Genomic DNA, 17,584 nt, shown 5'->3' on the forward strand with positions numbered 1-17,584 from the left:
CTGCCGGCTACCCCAGGTCGGGCACGTGCCAGCCGCCGGCCAACGCGTCGGCCTCCGCCGGACCCCAACTACCCCTGTCGTACGGCCGCACCGGGGTCGCCAGATCCAGGATCGGCTCGACGATGCGCCACTCCTGCCGAATCGTCTCCGCCCGCGCGAACCGCAGATGCTGCCCGTCCATCGCATCGTCGAGCAACCGCTCGTACGCCTCCTGACGGCGACCCAGCGCCGCCCCGAAGTCCACCGACAGGTCGACCGGACGGCTCGCCACCTCCGCACCCGGGCTCTTCGCCTGAATCGACATCGTGATGCCGTCCCCACGACCCAGCCGGAACCGCAGCAGATTCGCCGGCGCCGCCGCCCCACCCGCGGCAGGGATCAACGCACGCTGCGGCTGCTTGAACTCGACCACCACCTCGGTCGCCGTCCCCGCCAGGGACTTGCCCGTCCGCAGATAGAACGGCACACCCGCCCACCGGGGAGAGTCGACAGTCAACCGGGTCGCCACGAACGTCTCCGTGTTCGAATCCGGCGCGACACCCGGCTCGTCGCGGTAGCCCGCGTACTGCCCCCGCACCGTCAACTCCGGCGACAACGCCTCGATCTGCCGCAGAACCGCGGCCTCCGCCTCACGAAACGCGTCCATGTCGTCACCCGCCGGCGCGTCCATCGCGATCAACGCGACCACCTGGAGAATGTGGTTCTGCAACACGTCACGGGTCGCGCCCACGGTGTCATAGAACCCGGCACGACCCTGCGTGCCAAAACCCTCGGCCAGAGTGACCTGCACGTTGTCGATGTGCTCGCTGTTCCACAACGGCTCGAACAGCCGATTGGCGAACCGGAACGCGTACAGACTCTCCACGGCCTCCTTGCCCAGGTAGTGGTCGATCCGGAACACCCGCGTCGGATCGAAGGCCCCCCGCAACGTCCGATCCAACTCCGCGGACGACGCCAGGTCACGCCCGAACGGCTTCTCCACGATCACCCGACCACGATCGGCCAGCCCGACCGCCGCCAGCCCCCGCACGACCGCACCGAACACCATCGGCGGAATCGCCAGATAGAAGACCGGACGCTCGGCGTCGCGCAGACGCTCCGCCAGCCGCTCGTACGTCACCGGGTCCGCGTAGTCGCCCGAGATCATCGACAGGTTGCCCGCCAGGGCGTCGAACGCCTCGTCGTCCACCTCGTCACTCGCCTCGGCCACCGACTTGCGGGCGGTCGCAATCAACTGCTGATCGTCCCAGGGGGAGCGGGCCACCCCGATCACCGGGACATCGAGCCGACCACGTCGGGTCAACTCGTACAGCGCCGGAAACAGCTTCTTCGAAACGAGATCACCTGTCACGCCGAACAGCACTACCGCGTCTGAGCGCACGTGCATGGCACTTCCATCCGATCATGTGGAAACCTGATCTTCCGAACGGACAACCGCGAGCCCACAGGAGGAATTCCCCGGCAACGACACACGTGAGGTCGGCGACAGCGACGGCGCACACCCTGAGAAGTCCACCGATCAGAGTGTGACGCGGGCGACACCCAACCCTGATCGACGAATCTCGATCATCCTAAGGCCCGCCAACCCCGACGCTCCACCCCCTCCCGCGTATCCGCCACGACCGAAGACGGGCAGCAACGCTCCGCGCGACAGGGGAGGACCCCAGAATGAACCTGGCAGTCGACCGATCCGCCGCAGCCGACCCCGAGGTGGTGTGCCTGCCGATGTTCGGCATGACCCGCACCGCCACGGCCACCGCCTTCAGCCCCGCCCTCGCCGGCGCCGACCTGCGCGAGACATACCTGGACCTGCCCGGCCACGGCGACAGCCCCGCCACCTGCCCACCCACCTCCCAGGCCCTGCTGGACACCGTCTGCGCATGGCTCGACCACCACGTCGACGCACCGGTCCTGATCGCCGGCGCCTCCTACGGCGCCTACCTCGCCGCCGGCATCGCCCGCCAACGCCCCGACCTGGTCCGCGGCCTGCTCCTCGTCTGCCCCGGAATCACCATCGCACCGGCCAGCCGCACCCTGCCCGACCACCGCCCACCCCCGGGACCCGCCGGCTGGCTCGACAACGCCCCCACCGAACTGCGCACCCACCTCGACACCGCGCTCGGCCACCGCACCCCGGCCGTCGTCGCCACCGTGCTCGCCGCCCTGCACGCCGGCGGCCCCGGCGACGACACCTTCCAACAGGCACTGCGCACCGACCCCGGGTACGCGCTTCCCGACGAGGCCACCGACACCCCCTACGACGGCCCCGTCAGCGTCCTCACCGGCCGCCAGGACGGCATCGTCGGCTACGCCGACCAGTTCCACGCCATGCGGCGCTACCCCCGAGGCACCTTCACCACGATCGACGCCGCCGGGCACTACCTGCCCTTCGAACAACCAGCACTGCTGCGCGCACTCACCCAGGACTGGCTACACCGGACGCTGACCTCACCCATGCCACGGCACACGACGGCGCAGCGCCTGCGCGACAATGGCCGGCATGGCTGACCTGAGCGATACGAAAGCCGCGCTGCACTACTACCTGCGGCGGACGCGCGACGACCTCGTCTGGAAGCTCGACGGTCTGAGCGAACGCGAGGCCAGAACACCCCGCACCGTGACCGGCAACAACCTGCTCGGAGTCGTCAAACACTGCCTCAACGTCGAAGCCGGCTACTTCGGGCCCACCTTCGGCCGGCAGTTCCCGACGCCCGAGGAACTGGTTCCCCTGCCGGCATTCGACGACGACCCGCAGGCCGACTGGTACGCGCGCGAGGACGAGACGAAGAACGGCCTGATCGACCTGTACCGCCGTGTCGCGCTGTTCGCGGACGAGACGATCGACCAGCTGCCGCTCGACGCGCCCGGGCAGGTGTCCTGGTGGCGGCCAGGGCACCAGGACGTGACCCTGGACCGGATCATCATGCACGTGACCGGCGACCTCGCCCGGCACGCCGGGCAGGCGGACATCATGCGCGAGCAGCACGACGGCGGAATCGGCTGGCACCAGGACGGCACCAGCATCCCCGACGGGTACGACTGGCCGGCGTACGTCAGCAAACTGCAGAAGCTGGCCGACCACTTCGAGTGACCGACCGCGCACGGCGCCCCCGCACAGGCGATCATGGCCGATCCGGGCTGGGGGAGAGGCGACGCGGAAACGGGCAGTGCCCGGCCGACGAGAACCCTCGCCGACCGGGCACTCTCGCGGCTGCGGTCAGCTGCCGGCACCCAGGTTCTTCAACCCCTGCAGCATCTCGGCGAAGTCGCTGGTCTCCGCCGCCGGCGGCGTCTCGATGGTCACCGCCTTGCCGTAGTCGGTGTAGTCGACCACCATGTCGCCCATCGCGCCCATGACGGTGCCCGCACGGCGCGGCCGGTACTGCTCGTCGACCCAGAGGTCGACCTTGATCTCCTTGACGCCCGCCGCGGCGAACTGCTTCTCGACACCGGCCCGCAGCTTGGCGTCCACCTGAGCCAGCTGCGTCGCCACCGGAGTGGTGACGGTGTAGTGGACGGTACGCGCCCCGTTCACCGTCTCCGCACCGATGACCGTCACGCCCTCGGCGGCGAGCAGCGTCTTGACCTGCTTGGTCGGGTCAATGTCCTCGAACTGCTTGCTGAAGTCCATCCCCGCCTGCTGGCCGATGCTGGTCATGTCCATCTTCATCCAGCGCTTACCGCCCATGCTCGCGCGGTCCTTCGTCGGCACCTCGACGTAGATCACGGTGCCGATCAACCGGATGGTGGTCGTGTCGCCGTCCGGGTCCGGCGTCGTCATCTCGGCCTTGACCGGGTCACCCAGGTCCATGACACCCTGCATGGAGATCTTCTCGCCGCCGACCGTGCCCGTCATCGTCATCGTCACCGAGTCGCTCTTGTCGGTGACGTCCATCGTCTTCTGCAGCGACCCCTTGAGGTCGCTGGCGAGCAGCTCAAGGACGCTGGGCTGCTTCGGCGCCTCGGACGAGCCGGACGCCACGCCGCAGGCTGAAGCGCTGAGTGCGGTGATCGCCGAGAGCGTCACCACCGCGGTCTTCTTCCACAGTGACACGTGTGCTTCTTTCCCCGAAGGATGCTGGGGATCTCCCCAGTAGATCGACGACACGCTAGCCCACCCGGTCGACTCCCGGGTGCCGCCCAAACCCCTTCGATAATCCACATTATGTAAAGTAAGCCGATTCGGGGGTCCCCTCGACAGCGGGCAGTCGCGGGTCATGCCCGGCACGACACGTGCCTCTCGATCAGCGCGACTCGTTGCGACACCGGTCCGGCCGGCACGTGGACCAGGTGGTGCCCGTACGCCTCGTACACCTGCTCGTGCACGCGGGCGAAGGCCAGCGCATCGGCGTGCGGCGATGGTGGCGTCTATCTGGCGGCGGCTCTGCAGGGCGATCACGGCGTCGGCGAAGTCGGGTTCGTGCCACGGCTCGGCGCACCCCTGCGCCTGGCGCTCGGCGATGATGTCGGTGGCGGCCTCTCGGACCGTGACGTGTCCCCTGTGGCGGAGTGCCTCCAGCAGGGTCGTCTTGCCGGCGCCGGGTGCTCCGGTCAGGACATACCGCGGTGGTTCGCGCATGTTCTCGCTCCTCTCCCCCCGCTTCCCGGGAACGCGAAAATGCTGCATAATATCCCTTATGCATGACAAAAAGGACGAATCGCTCGGGGTGCTGATCGAGGAGTTCCTGACCGCCCGCGCGACCCGCAAGCCCTCCCCCCACACCCTGGCGGCCTACCGGCGAGACCTGTACACGGTGGCCGCCCTGGTCGCCGAGGGTGACACCACTCCCCTCCCCCTGGACGCGCTGTCGATCACCGACCTCTCCCCCCGCGTCATGCGGGCGGCGTTCGCCCGGTTCGCCGCGCCCCGGGCGCCCGCGTCGGTGCACCGGGCCTGGTCCACCTGGAACAGTTTCTTCACGTTCCTGGTCGCCGATCAGGTGGTGGCGGGCAATCCGATGCCGGCGGTGGGCCGTCCCCGGGCGCTACTCCCCCAGCCGAAACCGCTGCGGGGCGCGGACACCCCCGAGGTGCTGCTCGCGTCGGTCGCCCGCGACGACGGACGGCAGCGCGACCCGTGGCCGGAGCGGGACGTGGCGGTGCTGGCGGTGGCGCTGTGCGCGGGGCTGCGCCTGTCGGAGCTGCTAGCGCTGCGGGTCGGTTCGCTGGCGGGTCGGCCGGGTGAGCGGCGGATCGAGGTGGTCGGCAAGGGCGGGCGGCCACGCGTGGTGCCGATCGAGGCGGACCTGGATCGGGTGCTGCGGGACTACCTGGACAGTCGCGGGCGCCGTTTCGGGTCGCGGTCGGTACGTCCCGACTCGGCGTTGCTGGTGGACCGGCGCGGTGAGCCGCTGCGCCGCGGTGGTCTGCAGTATCTGGTGGAGTCGTGTTATCGGCGGGCGGGCATCGGTGACCGGGTGCCGCGCGGGGCGCGGCTGCACGCGTTGCGGCACACGTTCGCGACCCGGTTGGCGGAGGACGGGGCGAGCGCGGCGGAGATCATGCGGTTGCTGGGGCACGCGTCGTTGGCGTCGTCGCAGACGTACATCGAGGTGACGGCCGGGCAGCAGCGTGACGCGGTGCGGGCCAACCGCACCAATCGCGCGTTGGCTGCTCTGGTCGGGTTGGACCAGGACTGAGCGGGGTCAGTGTGCGCGGTGGCCGGTGCCGTCGGCGGTGACGGGAAGGGGGCCGAGGACGGCGTTGATGATGTGGATGCGGGCGTTGGTGGCCTGGTAGTCGGCGCAGACGGTGTCGGCGCGGTCGGCGAGGCGGGTGGTGGCTCCGGTACGGGTGACGGTGATGGTGGCGCCGTCGATTGTGGTGGTCGAGCCGGCGGTGGCGAGGTCGCCGATCGGGTGGGCTCCGGTGCTGAGGTGGGCCTTGAGCAGGGTGCGGAGCTGGTCGGTGTGGTGGGTCATGAGGTCGTCCCAGTTGTCCTCGGAGAACGTGGCGGCGAAGGCGTCGTCGGTGGGTGCGAGGACGGTGACGGCGGTGCCGGCGGGGAGGTCGGTGAGGACGCCGCTGGTGCGCAGAGCCGCTTCGAACGTGGTGAGGGTGGGGATCCAGCGCAGTGCCTCATCGACGGGTTGACCGGCGAGGAAGGTCGGGTTGCCGGGGTCGGTGCCGGTGGGCAGGGCGGCGCAGAGGGGTCCGGTGACCTGGGGTGTGGTGGCGGCTGACGCGTCCTGGGCGCGAGGTGTGGTGCCGGTGCAGGCGGCGAGCAGCAGCAGTGTCGGCGCGAGGAGGAGGAGCCTTCGCGGTCGGGGGTGTCGCGCTGCGGTGGCGGGGTGCGACACGACGGCCTCCACGGGTTCGGGGTGGACCGGCGGCGCGAGCGTGGGGCCCGCGCCGCCGGTGCGGTCAGTTGGCGTTCAGAGTGCCGCGCACTGGGTGGTGCGGGGGCCGTGCACGGTGTTGGCGATGCCGAGGTTGGTCGGCGTGGGGTTGTTGCCGGTGCAGGTGAGAGGGCCGCGGATGGTGGAGCCGGCCAGCAGTGGGATGTCGGTGCCGGTGGTGTTGCCGGTCAGGCTGACCGGGCCGGCGACGGTGACGTCGATGATGGAGACCGCGTCGGTGGTGTTGGCGATCTGGACGGGGCCGTTGACGGTGCTGTCGGCGAGCAGGACGCCGGCGGCGCCGCTGGCGGTGACCGGGCCGCTGATGGTGGTGCCGGTGGTGACGAGTGCCGCGCCGGCGCGGACGGTGACCGGGCCGTTGACGGTGGCGTTGGCGGCGCAGGTGAAGCCGGTGACGACCAGGGGTCCGTTGCGTCGGCCGGTGAGGGTCGGGTAGACGCGTTCGCCGTCGGTCAGCTTCTCCACGCCCAACGGGTCGAGCAGCAGTGGGATGAGGCCGCGTTCGGGTTGGTTGAGGGGGACGTACCAGCCGTCCGTGGTCTTGATGACCTTCCAGCCGTGGGCGGCGATGCGCTGGGCGACGGTGGTGCCGACGCCGCCGGGTCCGTCAGTGCGCGGGGCGTTGTACTGGGCGTCGGTGAGCTTGTAGGCGCACGGCGCGTTGTCGAGGATCAGGTTGGCCGGGGGCGCGTCCAGGGGCGGCGGGCTGTCGCCCGGGTGGGGTGCGGGGTGGGCGGGGATGGGGCGGGAGCCGCGGAAGACGAGGCGGCCGGTGTTGGCGGCCTGGATCTCGATGGCCTCGGCGCGGGAGGTGAGGATGTCGCCGCGGTCGGTGCGGTGGTAGTCGAGGAACTGCTGGAACGTCCAGAGGGCGGAGTAGGTCTTGCGGCGCCGGTTGTTGGCGGTGTTGCCCTCGTCGGGTCGGGTCTGGCCGCCGGAGCTGCGCAGTTCCAGCAGGGAGTTGGTGACGTTCTTGAGGCCGAGGGTGTTGCGCAGGATGGTTTCCTCGCTGAGGCCGACGTTGCCGCCGCCTTCGCAGCCGTAGGGGCAGGGCCACCAGCCGGCTTCGGCGCCCTTGGCGTACATGTGGCCTTCGATCATGTCCTGGGACTGGTCGAAGATGGGCTGGGCGACGTTCTGGTGCCGGGGCGGCAGCATGGGCAGGTCGCCGGCGCGGGAGTTGCCGAACTCGTGGCCGTCGTAGCCGGCGACGGGTCGGTAGTCGCGGACCATCGTGATGTACGCGGCGGTTTCGGGTTGGCGGATCAGGGAGTAGTCGCGGTTGAGGTCCTGGCCGGTGGAGTTGCCGCGGGTGTTGGCGGCGCGGCCGTCTCCGTTGATGGTGGGGACGATCAGGACGGTGGTGTGGCTGAGCAGGTCGGTGATGCGGGGGTCGGTGCTGAAGGCGAGTTGTCGGGCCATGATGAGGCAGGCTTCGCGGTCGCCGGGTTCGTTGCCGTGCACGTTGCAGTTGATGGCCACGGGTGCGGTGGCGGCGACGGCTGCGGGGGTGGCGGCCGGGGTGGGGTGTCCGATGACCAGCATGTTGATGGGCCGGTTCTGGACGGTGCGGCCGAGTTCGACGACGCGTACCCGGTCGCTGAGGGCGTCGATGGCGGCGGTGTAGGCGTACTCGTCGGTGTCGCTGGTGTACTGCGCGGCGTGGGTGGTCTCCCACTGGGTGCGCAGTTGTTGGCCGGGGGTGTCGGGGTTGCCCCAGGGTGCGGTGGTGGTGGCGGTGACGGGGTCGGAGTAGGGCTGTTCGGTGGTGCCGGTGCGGGCGCGGACGCGCCACTGGAAGCTGTCGCCGGGGTTGAATCCGGAGTCGGCGAAGGTGGGTGCCTGCTGGTTGATCTGGCGGTTGGGGCGCCAGACGCCGACGATTGTCGGTGCGCCGGTGGGGGTGCCGTTGGTGTCGATGGCGGTGCGTTCGATCTGGTAGTCCGTGGCGCCGTCGACGGGCGTCCAGGCGAGGGTGGCGTAGCCGTCGGCCTGGCGGACGGTGAGGTCGGCGACCTGGTTCGGTTGTGCGGCGCTCTGGGCGTTGGCGGGGGTGGGTGCGGTGGTGAGGGTGAGAGCGATGAGGGTTGCTGCGGCGACGAGGGTGGATCGCTGGCGTCTCATGTGGCCTCCGACTGTTTGATCGTGGCGCGACCCGCCCAGCATGATCGTCGGAGTTCGTCGATGCAATGATCTTGAGGCAATCTTGCGGCTCGGCGCTGGCTGCGTGGAGGTCGGGTCGGTCTTCAGCCGAGGTCGACCAGCAGGGGGCGGTGGTCGGAGATGGTGGACGGTGGTGCGGTGACGGCCCGTACGGGTGGGAGCTGGTTGAGGGCGTGCCGGTCGGCGAGGACGTGGTCGAGTTGGACGCGGGGCTGCCCGGAGGGGTAGGTGGGGAGTCGGCCCAGGGGGCGCCAGCCGGAGATGAACCGGGCCGGGCCGGCGGGCAGGTTGAGGTCGCCGAGCAGGACGCGGGGGCCGGGTAGCGCGCGGAGGGCGCGCACGGTCTGGCGGAGTTGGCGGGCGTTCCAGCCGGGCACGAACGACAGGTGGGTCGCGGCGGCGGTGAGGGGGCCATGTGGGGTGTCGAGGACGGCGGCGAGGACGACGCGGGGTTCGTCGTGCAGCAGGATGAGGCCGCCGCCGGGGCCGGGGACGTAGACCGGTGAGCGGACGGGGGCGGGCTTGAGTCGGGTGACGTGCCAGCTGCGTACGGGGTGGCGGCTGATGAGGCCGATGCCGTAGCAGGGTTCGCCGTGGCCGTCGTCGTCGTGGCGCAGGGGGCGGAACTGTTCGCCGGGGGTGCCGACGACTGCGGCCGCGAAGCGGTGGTGTGGCGCGTCGAGGGCTCGGGCGGCGATGGCGGTGAGGTCGAGGTTGCCGCTGCGGTGTTGGTCGCGGTCGACCTCCTGCAGGGCGAGGACGTCGGCGTCGAGGGCGCGGACGGCGGCGGCGAGTCGGTCGGGGTTGACGAGCCCGTCGGTCAGGGATCGTCCGTGCAGCAGGTTGAAGGTGGCCAGGCGCACTCCTGCACCCTACGTCCCCGTGGCAGGGTTGCCGTGTGGTGAAGGTGCTGCTGTGTTCGATGCTGGTGTTCGTGGCGGTTGGCGCGTTGGGGGTGTGGTTGCGGCGTTCGCGGGGTCGTTGACGGGTGAGGCTGGCCACTTCGGGCGTCGGTGGGTCGGGTGGGGTGGGGAGAATTGCCGCCCGTGGACGTCGTATCGCTGAGTACGTTGCTGGTCGCCGCCGCGATGGCCGGGTGGGTGGACGCCGTGGTCGGCGGTGGTGGGCTGCTGTTGTTGCCGGCGTTGCTGGTGGCCGCGCCGGGGTTGCCGGTGGCCACGGCGTTGGGCACGAACAAGTTGGCGGCGATCTTCGGTACGGCGACGGCGGCGGCGACGTACGCGCGGCGGACGAAGCTCGACTGGCGGGTGGTGGGGCCGGCGGCGGGGCTGGCGGTGTTCAGCGCGGGGGTGGGTGCGGCACTGGCCGGGGCGGTGCCGGCGTCGGCGTACCGGCCGGTGGTGTTGGTGGTGTTGGTGGCGGTGGCGGTGTTCGTGCTGCTGCGTCCACGCCTGGGGGTGGTGGCGGTGCCGGCGCGGCGGACGCCGGCGCGGGTCGCGGTGGCGATCGGCGTGGCCGGGTTGGGCATCGCCCTGTACGACGGGTTGATCGGTCCGGGTACGGGCACGTTCCTGGTGTTGGCGTTCACGGCGCTGATCGGTGCGGACTTCGTGCACGGGTCGGCGATGGCGAAGGTGGTCAACGCGGGCACGAACCTGGGTGCGTTGGTGGTGTTCGGGGTGACCGGGCACGTGTGGTGGTTGCTGGGCGCGGGGATGGCGGTGTGCAACATCGCGGGCGCGGTGCTGGGTGCGCGGATGGCGTTGCGCCGTGGTTCGGGTTTCGTGCGGGTGGTGCTGCTGGTGGTGGTGCTGGCGTTGGTCGCGAAGTTGGGTCACGACCAGTGGGTGGCCCGCTGACGGAGGCGGGTGGGCCCGCCCTAGGCGCGGCGGCTGGGTGAGTCGAAGCGGCCGGCGCGGATCTCGCGCAGGGCCCGGCGGCGGGTGTCGCCGCGCAGGGTGTCGACGTAGAGGGTGCCACGCAGGTGGTCGGTTTCGTGTTGCAGGGCGCGGGCGAGGAAACCGGTGCCGCTGATGGTGAGCGGTTCGCCGTGCTGGTCGACGCCGTGGGCGGTGGCGTGCAGGGCCCGTACGGTCGGGAAGTACAGCCCGGGGATGGACAGGCAGCCTTCCTCGTCGTCCTGGAGTTCGTCGGACAGTTCCAGGGTGGGGTTGATGAGGTGGCCGCGGTGTCCGTCGGCGTCGTAGACGAACACCTGGGCGCTGACGCCGATCTGCGGTGCGGCGACGCCGGCGCGGCCGGGCTCGCCGAGCAGGGTGTCCATGAGGTCGGTGACCAGGGCGCGTAGCTCGGCGTCGAAGGTGGTGACCGGCTCGCATTCGGTGCGCAGGACGGGGTCGCCGATGATCCGGATGGGCCGCATGGTCATGCGGGTCAGCGTATCGCCGTCGGTGGTGGGGTCAGCGTCCGGCCAGGGTGGCGCGGATGGGGGTGGTCTTCGCGGCGGCTTCGGCGACCTCGGCGGCGGGGTCGCTGTCCCAGGTGATGCCGCCGCCGGCCCAGGTGTGCAGCAACTCGCCGTCGGCGGCGGCGGTGCGGATGGTCAGGCCGAGGTCGACGCGGCCGGGTGCGACCCAGCCCAGCGCGCCCATGCTGGCGCCGCGGCCGACGGGTTCGAGGTCGGCGATGTGGGTCAGGGCGGCGAGTTTCGGTGCGCCGGTGACGGAGCCGCCGGGGCAGGTGGCGCGCAGCAGGTCGGCGAGGCCGAGGCCGTCGGCTGCGGTGGCCCGTACGGTCGACTCGGCCTGCCACAGGTCGCACCAGCGGCGCACGGTGAACAGGTCGTCGACGGTGACGGTGCCGGTGCGGGCGATGCGGGCGAGGTCGTTGCGTTCCAGGTCGACGATCATGATGTGTTCGGCGCGTTCCTTGGCGCTTCTGAGTAGTTCGGCGCGGCCGGCGGCGGTGGCGGGGCGGGTGCCCTTGATGGGTCGGGTGATCAGGTGCCCGTCGCGGACCTCGATGAGGGTTTCCGGGGAGGCGCAGCCGATGGCCCAGTCGTCGCCGGTGAGGACGCCGCCGTAGCGGGCGCCGGGCAGCGCGCCGAGGCGGAGCAGGGCGGGCAGCGGGTCGCCGGTGTAGGGGGCGGCGGCGTGGCCGACGAGGTTGGCCTGGTAGACGTCGCCGCGGCCGATGGCGGCGCGGATGGCGTCGACGGCGGCGGCGTGCTGCTCGGGTGTCCAGCTGTCGGTCCAGTCGCCGAGCCACCAGGGTGTCGCCGCGCGGGCGGGGGCGCGTCGGGTGGGGCCGTGGTCGTAGACGACGACGGCGAGGTCGGGCAGGGCCGGGGCGGGTTCGGGCGCCGCGGTGGGGGCGCCGGCCAGGTGTGCTCCGGCGGCGGCGGACAGGTAGAGCGCGGCGCCGCAGGCCCCGGTGTCGTGGTGGGTGGGGGTGGGTCGGGTGAGGTCGCGCAGGTTCAGGCCGTGCGCGGCGAGGAACTCCTCGGCGAGGGCGGCGGGGTCGCCGCCGTCGGTGCGGCGCCAGTGCAGGCGGGCGCGTTCAGCGAGCGTGTCGCGACAGGCGGTGGGCGCGGCCGGCACATCGACCAGCACCTGTGGGAGCGTTTCCACGCCGTATGGTCCGACCTTCCTCATCCGTTCAGTGGATTTCCCGTACGCCAGGCCGGCACCTGCTCGATGCTGGACACTTTCGCTTGGTACTGTGCGTCACTGGTCATGTGAACCATGACACAGTGCCCCCACAGTCCGGAGAACCCGATGTGCCAGCACCAACCGACCTGCCCCTTAGCTGAAGCCACCGACCGGGAAGCCGCCCGGGTCCTCGCCTGCTTCCCTGAGCAGGGCTGGAGCCTGCTCTGCAACGGTGTCATCGTCTTCGAGGACACCGGCGAGTTGCTCCCCGACGGCAGCAGCATCGCACCGCACCGCGGCCCCGCCCGCCACGCTCTCGTGGCCTGAACGACCACCCAGCGTAACCACACCGCCGCCGTCGACCCAGGCTAGTCCCCCGGTACGGGACGTCTCCGCCCAGGTCGCGGCGCAGCCGGGGCGGCCAGAACCGCCCGCCCCGGCCCGCCGACGTCAGTCCTCGAACGCCTCCGGCGACGGGCACGAGCAGACCAGGTTCCGGTCCCCGTAGGCGCCGTCGATGCGCCGCACCGGCGGCCAGTACTTCCCCGCCCGGTCGGTCCCGCCCGGGTACGCGCCCACCGACCGCGGGTACGGGTGCGGCCACTCGTCGCCGCTGACCATCGCCGCGGTGTGCGGCGCGTTCGCCAGGGGGTTGTCCCCCGCCGGCCACTGCCCCGACCCCACCTGCTCGATCTCCGCCCGGATCGCGATCATCGCGTCGCAGAACCGGTCCAGCTCGGCCAGGTCCTCGCTCTCGGTCGGCTCCACCATCAGCGTCCCGGCGACGGGGAACGACATCGTCGGCGCGTGGAAGCCGTAGTCGATGAGCCGCTTCGCCACGTCGTCGACGCTCACGCCGGTGGCCTTCGTCAACGGCCGCAGGTCGAGGATGCACTCGTGCGCCACCAGGCCCTTGTTGCCGGCGTACAGCACGCCGAAGTGCCCGCGCAGCCGCGCCGCCACGTAGTTCGCGGCGAGGACGGCCACGCCGGTCGCCCGGGTCAGGCCCTCGGCGCCCATCATCCGCAGGTACGCCCACGGGATCGGCAGGATCCCCGCCGATCCGTACTTCGCCGCCGAGATCGCCGGGGTGGCGTCGGCGTGCGCGCCGAGCGGGTCACCGGGCAGGAACGGCGCCAGGTGCGCGCGCACCGCCACCGGACCCACGCCGGGGCCACCGCCGCCGTGCGGGATGCAGAACGTCTTGTGCAGGTTCAGGTGCGACACGTCCGCGCCGAACGTGCCCGGCTTGGCGAACCCGACGAGGGCGTTGAGGTTCGCCCCGTCGACGTACACCTGACCGCCGGCGTCGTGGACCTTCGCGCACAGCGACGCGATGCCCGTCTCGTACACGCCGTGCGTCGACGGGTACGTCACCATGATCGCGGCGAGCGCGTCCCGGTGCTTGTCGATCTTCGCGTCCAGGTCGACGAGGTCGACGTTGCCGTCGTCGTCGCAGGCCACCACGACGACCCGCATGCCGGCCATCACCGCCGACGCGGCGTTGGTGCCGTGCGCCGACGACGGGATCAGGCACACGTCGCGGTGGGTTTCACCCCGCGACGCGTGGTAGGAGCGGATGGCCAGCAGGCCGGCCAGCTCACCCTGGGAGCCGGCGTTGGGCTGCACGCTGACCGCGTCGTAGCCGGTCACCTCGGCCAGCCACGACTCCAGCTGCCCGATCATCTCCCGGTACCCGGCGGTCTGGTCGTCCGGCGCGAACGGGTGGATGTGCGCGAACTCCGCCCAGCTGACCGGCTCCATCTCGGTGGTCGCGTTCAACTTCATCGTGCACGACCCGAGGGGGATCATGCCCCGGTCCAGGGCGTAGTCGAAGTCCGACAGCCGCCGCAGGTAGCGCAGCATCGCCGTCTCCGAGTGGTGGCTGCGGAACACCGGGTGGGTCAGGAAGTCCGAGGTCCGGGCCAGGTCGACCGGCAGGGCCGCGTCGGCGTCGCCGTCGAACGCGTCCACACCGAACGCCGCCCACACCGCGCGCAGGTGCGCGTCGGTGGTCGTCTCGTCGCAGGACATGCCCACCCGGTCGGCGTCGACCAGCCGCAGGTTCACCCCACGCTCGGCCGCCGCCGCCGCGACGACAGACGCCGCGCCGCCCGGCACGCGGGCGGTGATCGTGTCGAAGAACGCGACGTCCGCGACGTCGACGCCGCCGGCGCGCAGCCCGGCCGCGAGCCGCGCCGCCATGGCGTGGGTACGCGCCGCGATGGCGCGCAGCCCGTCCGGGCCGTGGTAGACGGCGTACATGCCGGCCATCACGGCGAGCAGCACCTGCGCGGTGCAGATGTTGCTGGTCGCCTTCTCCCGCCGGATGTGCTGCTCGCGGGTCTGCAACGCCAGCCGGTACGCCGGGTTGCCGTCCGCGTCGCGGGACACCCCGACCAGGCGCCCGGGCAGCATCCGCTCCAGGCCCGAGCGGACCGCCAGGTAGCCGGCATGCGGCCCACCGAAGCCCATGGGTACGCCGAAACGCTGGGTGGTGCCGGCGGCGATGTCCGCGCCGATCTCCCCCGGCGCGCGCAGCAGCGTCAACGCCAGCAGGTCCGCGGCGACGGTCACCAGGGCCCCGACCGCGTGGGCCGCCTCGACGAGCCGCGCGTGGTCCCGCACCGCCCCGGACGCGCCCGGGTACTGCAGGTGCAGTCCGAAGAACTCCGCCGGCAACTCGTCGCGCTCGACGTCGAGGACCCGCACGTCGATGCCGAGGGGCACCGCCCGGCTGGTGATCACCGCGATGGTCTGCGGCAGGGCGTCGGCGTCGACGACGTACACCCCGCTCTTGCTCTTGGACGCGCGCCGCGCCAGGGTCATGGCCTCCGCGGCGGCGGTGCCCTCGTCGAGCATGGAGGCGTTCGCGGTGGCCAGGCCGGTCAGGTCGGTGACCATCGTCTGGAAGTTCAGCAGCGCCTCGAGGCGGCCCTGGCTGATCTCCGGCTGGTACGGCGTGTACGCCGTGTACCAGGCCGGGTCCTCCAGGACGTTGCGGCGGATCACCGCCGGGGTGTGCGTGCCGTGGTAGCCCAGGCCGATCATGGAGACGGCGACGGTGTTGCGGGCCGCGAGGGCCCGCAACTCGGCGATCGCCTCGGCCTCGGTGGCGGGATCGGGCAGGTCGAGGGTGCCGTGCCAGCGGATCACCTCGGGGATCGCGGCGTCCATCAGCTCGTCGATCGAGTCGTGCCCGACGACCTCCAGCATCCGACGCTCATCGTCGGGGCCGGGACCGATGTGACGGGTGGCGAACTGCTCTACGGACATCAGGGGCGCTCCCGGGCGAGGTCGACGGATCGGCCTCCCCCTCTGTCGCGCCCGCACAGCGCTCCACAGTGCCTGCCCACGAGGTCCTTTTGCCTGAGAGGTTCCGGGGAGGATTTGCCCCTTCGGCGCCGCCCCTGCTGCTGTCGGGCGGTCTCTCCCACGTGGGTGGTACCGGCATGGTCAACGCTACCAGCGCCGGTGTTTCCGGCAGATGTCCTACCCCGGTGACGTCACACGCCGGCCGGCGCGGCCAGCGGCGCGGCCCCGCCGACGACCTGGTCGGCCAGCACCGGCAGCAGCGCCCCCAGCGGCGCGTCGACGCACACCGTGGCGTACCCGTCACCCCGGGTCGGCCCCTGGTTGACGATCGCGACCGGAATGCCGTGTTTCGCGGCCCGGATCACGAACCGGCGCCCCGACATGACCGTCAACGACGACCCGAGCACCACCACCGCCCGCGCCTGCTCCACCAGCGCGAAACACCGCGCCACCCGCTCGGGCGGCACCGTCTCGCCGAAGAACACCACGTCCGGTTTCAGCATCCCCGTCCCGCAGATCCCGCAGTCCACCGGCCGGAACCCGGCCACCTGCTCGTCGGGGAGATCCACATCACCGTCCGGGTTGACGGCGGCGACGCGGGCCACGAAGTCCGGGTTGGCCTCGCGCAGCCGCCGGTCCACCTCCTCCCGGGAGGTCAGGTTGCCGCAGTCCAGGCAGACCACCTCGTCGAGACGGCCGTGCAACTCGACCACCCGGTCGCTGCCGGCGGCGCCGTGCAACCCGTCGACGTTCTGCGTGATCACCGCGTCGACCAGGCCGGCGCGTTGCAGCCGCGCCACCGCGCGGTGCCCGTCGTTCGGCGCCGCTCGCGCGATCAACCGCCACCCCAGGTGGCTGCGCGCCCAGTACCGCCGCCGGGCGAGGGGATCCCGGGTGAACGCCTGGAAGGTCATCGGGGTGTGCCGGCGGGCCACCCCGCTGGGTCCCCGATAGTCCGGGATACCCGACTCGGTGGACAGGCCCGCCCCGCTGAGCACCACCACCCCACCACCGGCCACCAGCGAGGTCAACGCCTCCAGGCTCTTCGTCACCCCTTCATGCTGCCTCAGCGCACCCGCCGACGCCGAACACCCGGCAACGGTCACGTGGCGGCGGTCACGTGGCGGCGGTCACGTGGCGGTGCCGCACACCCGCTCGACGGCCAGCCCGTCGCCGTCTACACCGCGACGACGTCAGCGACGACGCAGGCGATGTTGTCCGGCGCCCCCGCGTCCCGCGCCGCGGCGACCAGGTCCCGCACCGCGTGTTCCGGATCGGCGGCCGCGCTCAGCGTCGAGAACAGGGCGGCCCGGTCGACGACCGCCCACAGTCCGTCGGAGCACAGCAGGTACCGGTCACCGGGCAGCGCCGCCCGCAGCGCCAGGTCGGCCTCGACCTGCTGACCGCCGCCCAGCGCGCGCACCAGCAGCGCCCGCTGGGGGTGCGCGCCCGCCTCGTCGCGGTCGAGGCGGCCCTGATCCACCTGGGCCTGCACCCACGTGTGGTCCTGCGTCAACAGGGACAGCTCACCGTCGCGCAGGAGGTACGCCCGGGTGTCACCGACGTGCACCAGCGCCAGGTGGGTGCCGCTGCGCAGCAGCGCGGTCAGCGTGGTGGCCGGCTGGTGGTCGTCGGTCGCCAATTCGCGTACGACCCGGTCGGCGTCGGTGACCGCCCCCGCCAGCGTCGTCAGCAGGTCGACGGCCGGCCCGTCGGTGAGATCCAACGCGGTGAGGGCGTCGACGGCGGCGGCGCTGGCGGCCCCGCCGCCGGGCCCTCGCACCCCGTCGGCGACGGCCAGCAACCGGCAGGTGATCCACGAGGAGGCTGGCGAGCCGGGCGCGAGCCGCGGTGTCGACCGACACCTGCCGCCAGTACGCGGTGACCGCCTCCGCAGCCGCCGCGGGCTCCAGGTCGCACACGGCGCGGATCTGCGCCAGCGGCATGCCGATGCGACGCAACTGGGCCACCAGCCGGGCCAGCGGCACCTGCCGCGGGTCGTAGAGCCGGTATCCCGACTCGGGATCCACCGCGGCCGGCGCCAGCACCCCCACCCGTCCGTACAGGCGCAACGCCTTCGGCGTCAGTCCCGCCGCCCGGGCGAACGCCCCGATGGTCAGCAACCCCACGTCGGCATCCTCCTCGCGCCGGTCACGGCGACCGGCACGCACCACC

14 protein-coding genes, 2 pseudogenes and 1 riboswitch are annotated in these 17,584 nt (G+C 71.8%); of the genes and pseudogenes, 5 read left to right on the forward strand and 11 right to left on the reverse strand.

Translation table 11 applies throughout. The features are described from left to right. Positions 1-7: 7 nt before the first annotated feature. Positions 8-1,387 (reverse strand): glucose-6-phosphate dehydrogenase, encoded by a 1,380-nt coding sequence (gene zwf / locus ABZU46_RS05740; RefSeq protein ID WP_354855297.1) that lies wholly within the window; start codon positions 1,385-1,387, stop codon positions 8-10. Positions 1,388-1,668: 281 nt separating this feature from the next. Between zwf and ABZU46_RS05745 the strand changes: the two genes are divergently transcribed. Then, the gene (locus ABZU46_RS05745) at positions 1,669-2,508 is read left to right on the forward strand and encodes an alpha/beta hydrolase (RefSeq protein WP_354855298.1); all 840 of its coding nucleotides are present in this window, start codon (positions 1,669-1,671) and stop codon (positions 2,506-2,508) included. After that, entirely contained in the window at positions 2,501-3,091 is a 591-nt protein-coding gene (locus ABZU46_RS05750; protein WP_354855299.1) for a DinB family protein, read from the forward strand. Before ABZU46_RS05745 ends, ABZU46_RS05750 begins: the two co-directional genes overlap by 8 nt. A 126-nt stretch (positions 3,092-3,217) precedes the next feature. On the opposite strand, the gene ABZU46_RS05755 is transcribed toward ABZU46_RS05750, so the two are convergent. Both ABZU46_RS05755 and ABZU46_RS05760 read right to left on the reverse strand, forming a co-directional pair. After that, positions 3,218-4,054 (reverse strand): hypothetical protein, encoded by an 837-nt coding sequence (locus ABZU46_RS05755; protein ID WP_354855321.1) that lies wholly within the window; start codon positions 4,052-4,054, stop codon positions 3,218-3,220. 369 nt (positions 4,055-4,423) lie between these two features. Then, positions 4,424-4,627: pseudogene (locus ABZU46_RS05760) on the reverse strand (AAA family ATPase); the annotation flags it as partial. Positions 4,628-4,637: 10 nt separating this feature from the next. Here ABZU46_RS05760 and ABZU46_RS05765 point away from each other — a divergent pair. Beyond that, the gene (locus ABZU46_RS05765; protein ID WP_354855300.1) at positions 4,638-5,639 is read left to right on the forward strand and encodes a tyrosine-type recombinase/integrase; all 1,002 of its coding nucleotides are present in this window, start codon (positions 4,638-4,640) and stop codon (positions 5,637-5,639) included. 6 nt (positions 5,640-5,645) lie between these two features. Here ABZU46_RS05765 and ABZU46_RS05770 read toward each other — a convergent pair whose 3' ends face one another. The 3 genes from ABZU46_RS05770 to ABZU46_RS05780 form a co-directional block, all read right to left on the reverse strand. Continuing rightward, positions 5,646-6,299: a fasciclin domain-containing protein gene (locus ABZU46_RS05770; RefSeq protein ID WP_354855301.1), complete on the reverse strand. Its 654-nt coding sequence runs from the start codon at positions 6,297-6,299 to the stop codon at positions 5,646-5,648. 75 nt (positions 6,300-6,374) lie between these two features. Further along, positions 6,375-8,483, reverse strand: a complete 2,109-nt coding sequence (locus tag ABZU46_RS05775) for a M14 family zinc carboxypeptidase (RefSeq protein ID WP_354855302.1) — start codon at positions 8,481-8,483, stop codon at positions 6,375-6,377. Between the two features lie 122 nt (positions 8,484-8,605). Then, on the reverse strand, positions 8,606-9,385 hold the full coding sequence (locus ABZU46_RS05780; protein WP_354855303.1) for an endonuclease/exonuclease/phosphatase family protein: 780 nt from the start codon (positions 9,383-9,385) through the stop codon (positions 8,606-8,608). A 183-nt stretch (positions 9,386-9,568) separates the two neighbouring features. On the opposite strand from ABZU46_RS05780, the gene ABZU46_RS05785 reads away from it, so the two are divergent. Continuing rightward, on the forward strand, positions 9,569-10,342 hold the full coding sequence (locus ABZU46_RS05785) for a TSUP family transporter (RefSeq protein WP_354855304.1): 774 nt from the start codon (positions 9,569-9,571) through the stop codon (positions 10,340-10,342). A gap of 20 nt (positions 10,343-10,362) precedes the next feature. On the opposite strand, the gene def is transcribed toward ABZU46_RS05785, so the two are convergent. Beyond that, positions 10,363-10,872 carry a peptide deformylase gene (def, locus tag ABZU46_RS05790; RefSeq protein ID WP_354855305.1) on the reverse strand — a complete coding sequence of 170 codons (510 nt, stop codon included), beginning with the start codon at positions 10,870-10,872 and terminating at the stop codon, positions 10,363-10,365. A gap of 31 nt (positions 10,873-10,903) precedes the next feature. After that, complete coding sequence (locus ABZU46_RS05795) at positions 10,904-12,124, reverse strand: chorismate-binding protein (protein ID WP_354855322.1); 1,221 nt, start codon at positions 12,122-12,124, stop codon at positions 10,904-10,906. 96 nt (positions 12,125-12,220) lie between these two features. Between ABZU46_RS05795 and ABZU46_RS05800 the strand changes: the two genes are divergently transcribed. After that, positions 12,221-12,421 carry a DUF5999 family protein gene (locus tag ABZU46_RS05800; protein WP_234586185.1) on the forward strand — a complete coding sequence of 67 codons (201 nt, stop codon included), beginning with the start codon at positions 12,221-12,223 and terminating at the stop codon, positions 12,419-12,421. 123 nt (positions 12,422-12,544) lie between these two features. Here ABZU46_RS05800 and gcvP read toward each other — a convergent pair whose 3' ends face one another. The 3 genes and pseudogenes from gcvP to ABZU46_RS05815 form a co-directional block, all read right to left on the reverse strand. Further along, positions 12,545-15,370, reverse strand: a complete 2,826-nt coding sequence (gene gcvP, locus ABZU46_RS05805) for an aminomethyl-transferring glycine dehydrogenase (protein ID WP_354855306.1) — start codon at positions 15,368-15,370, stop codon at positions 12,545-12,547. A gap of 71 nt (positions 15,371-15,441) precedes the next feature. Then, positions 15,442-15,540, reverse strand: a riboswitch (glycine riboswitch). A gap of 60 nt (positions 15,541-15,600) precedes the next feature. After that, a complete protein-coding gene (locus ABZU46_RS05810) occupies positions 15,601-16,461 on the reverse strand; it encodes an NAD-dependent protein deacetylase (protein WP_354855307.1) in 861 nt (286 codons plus the stop codon). A gap of 125 nt (positions 16,462-16,586) precedes the next feature. After that, positions 16,587-17,538: pseudogene (locus ABZU46_RS05815) on the reverse strand (MerR family transcriptional regulator). Between the last annotated feature and the right edge of the window lie 46 nt (positions 17,539-17,584).

It is taken from the genome of Micromonospora sp. NPDC005197 (assembly GCF_040608295.1).
Lineage (GTDB): Bacteria > Actinomycetota > Actinomycetes > Mycobacteriales > Micromonosporaceae > Micromonospora.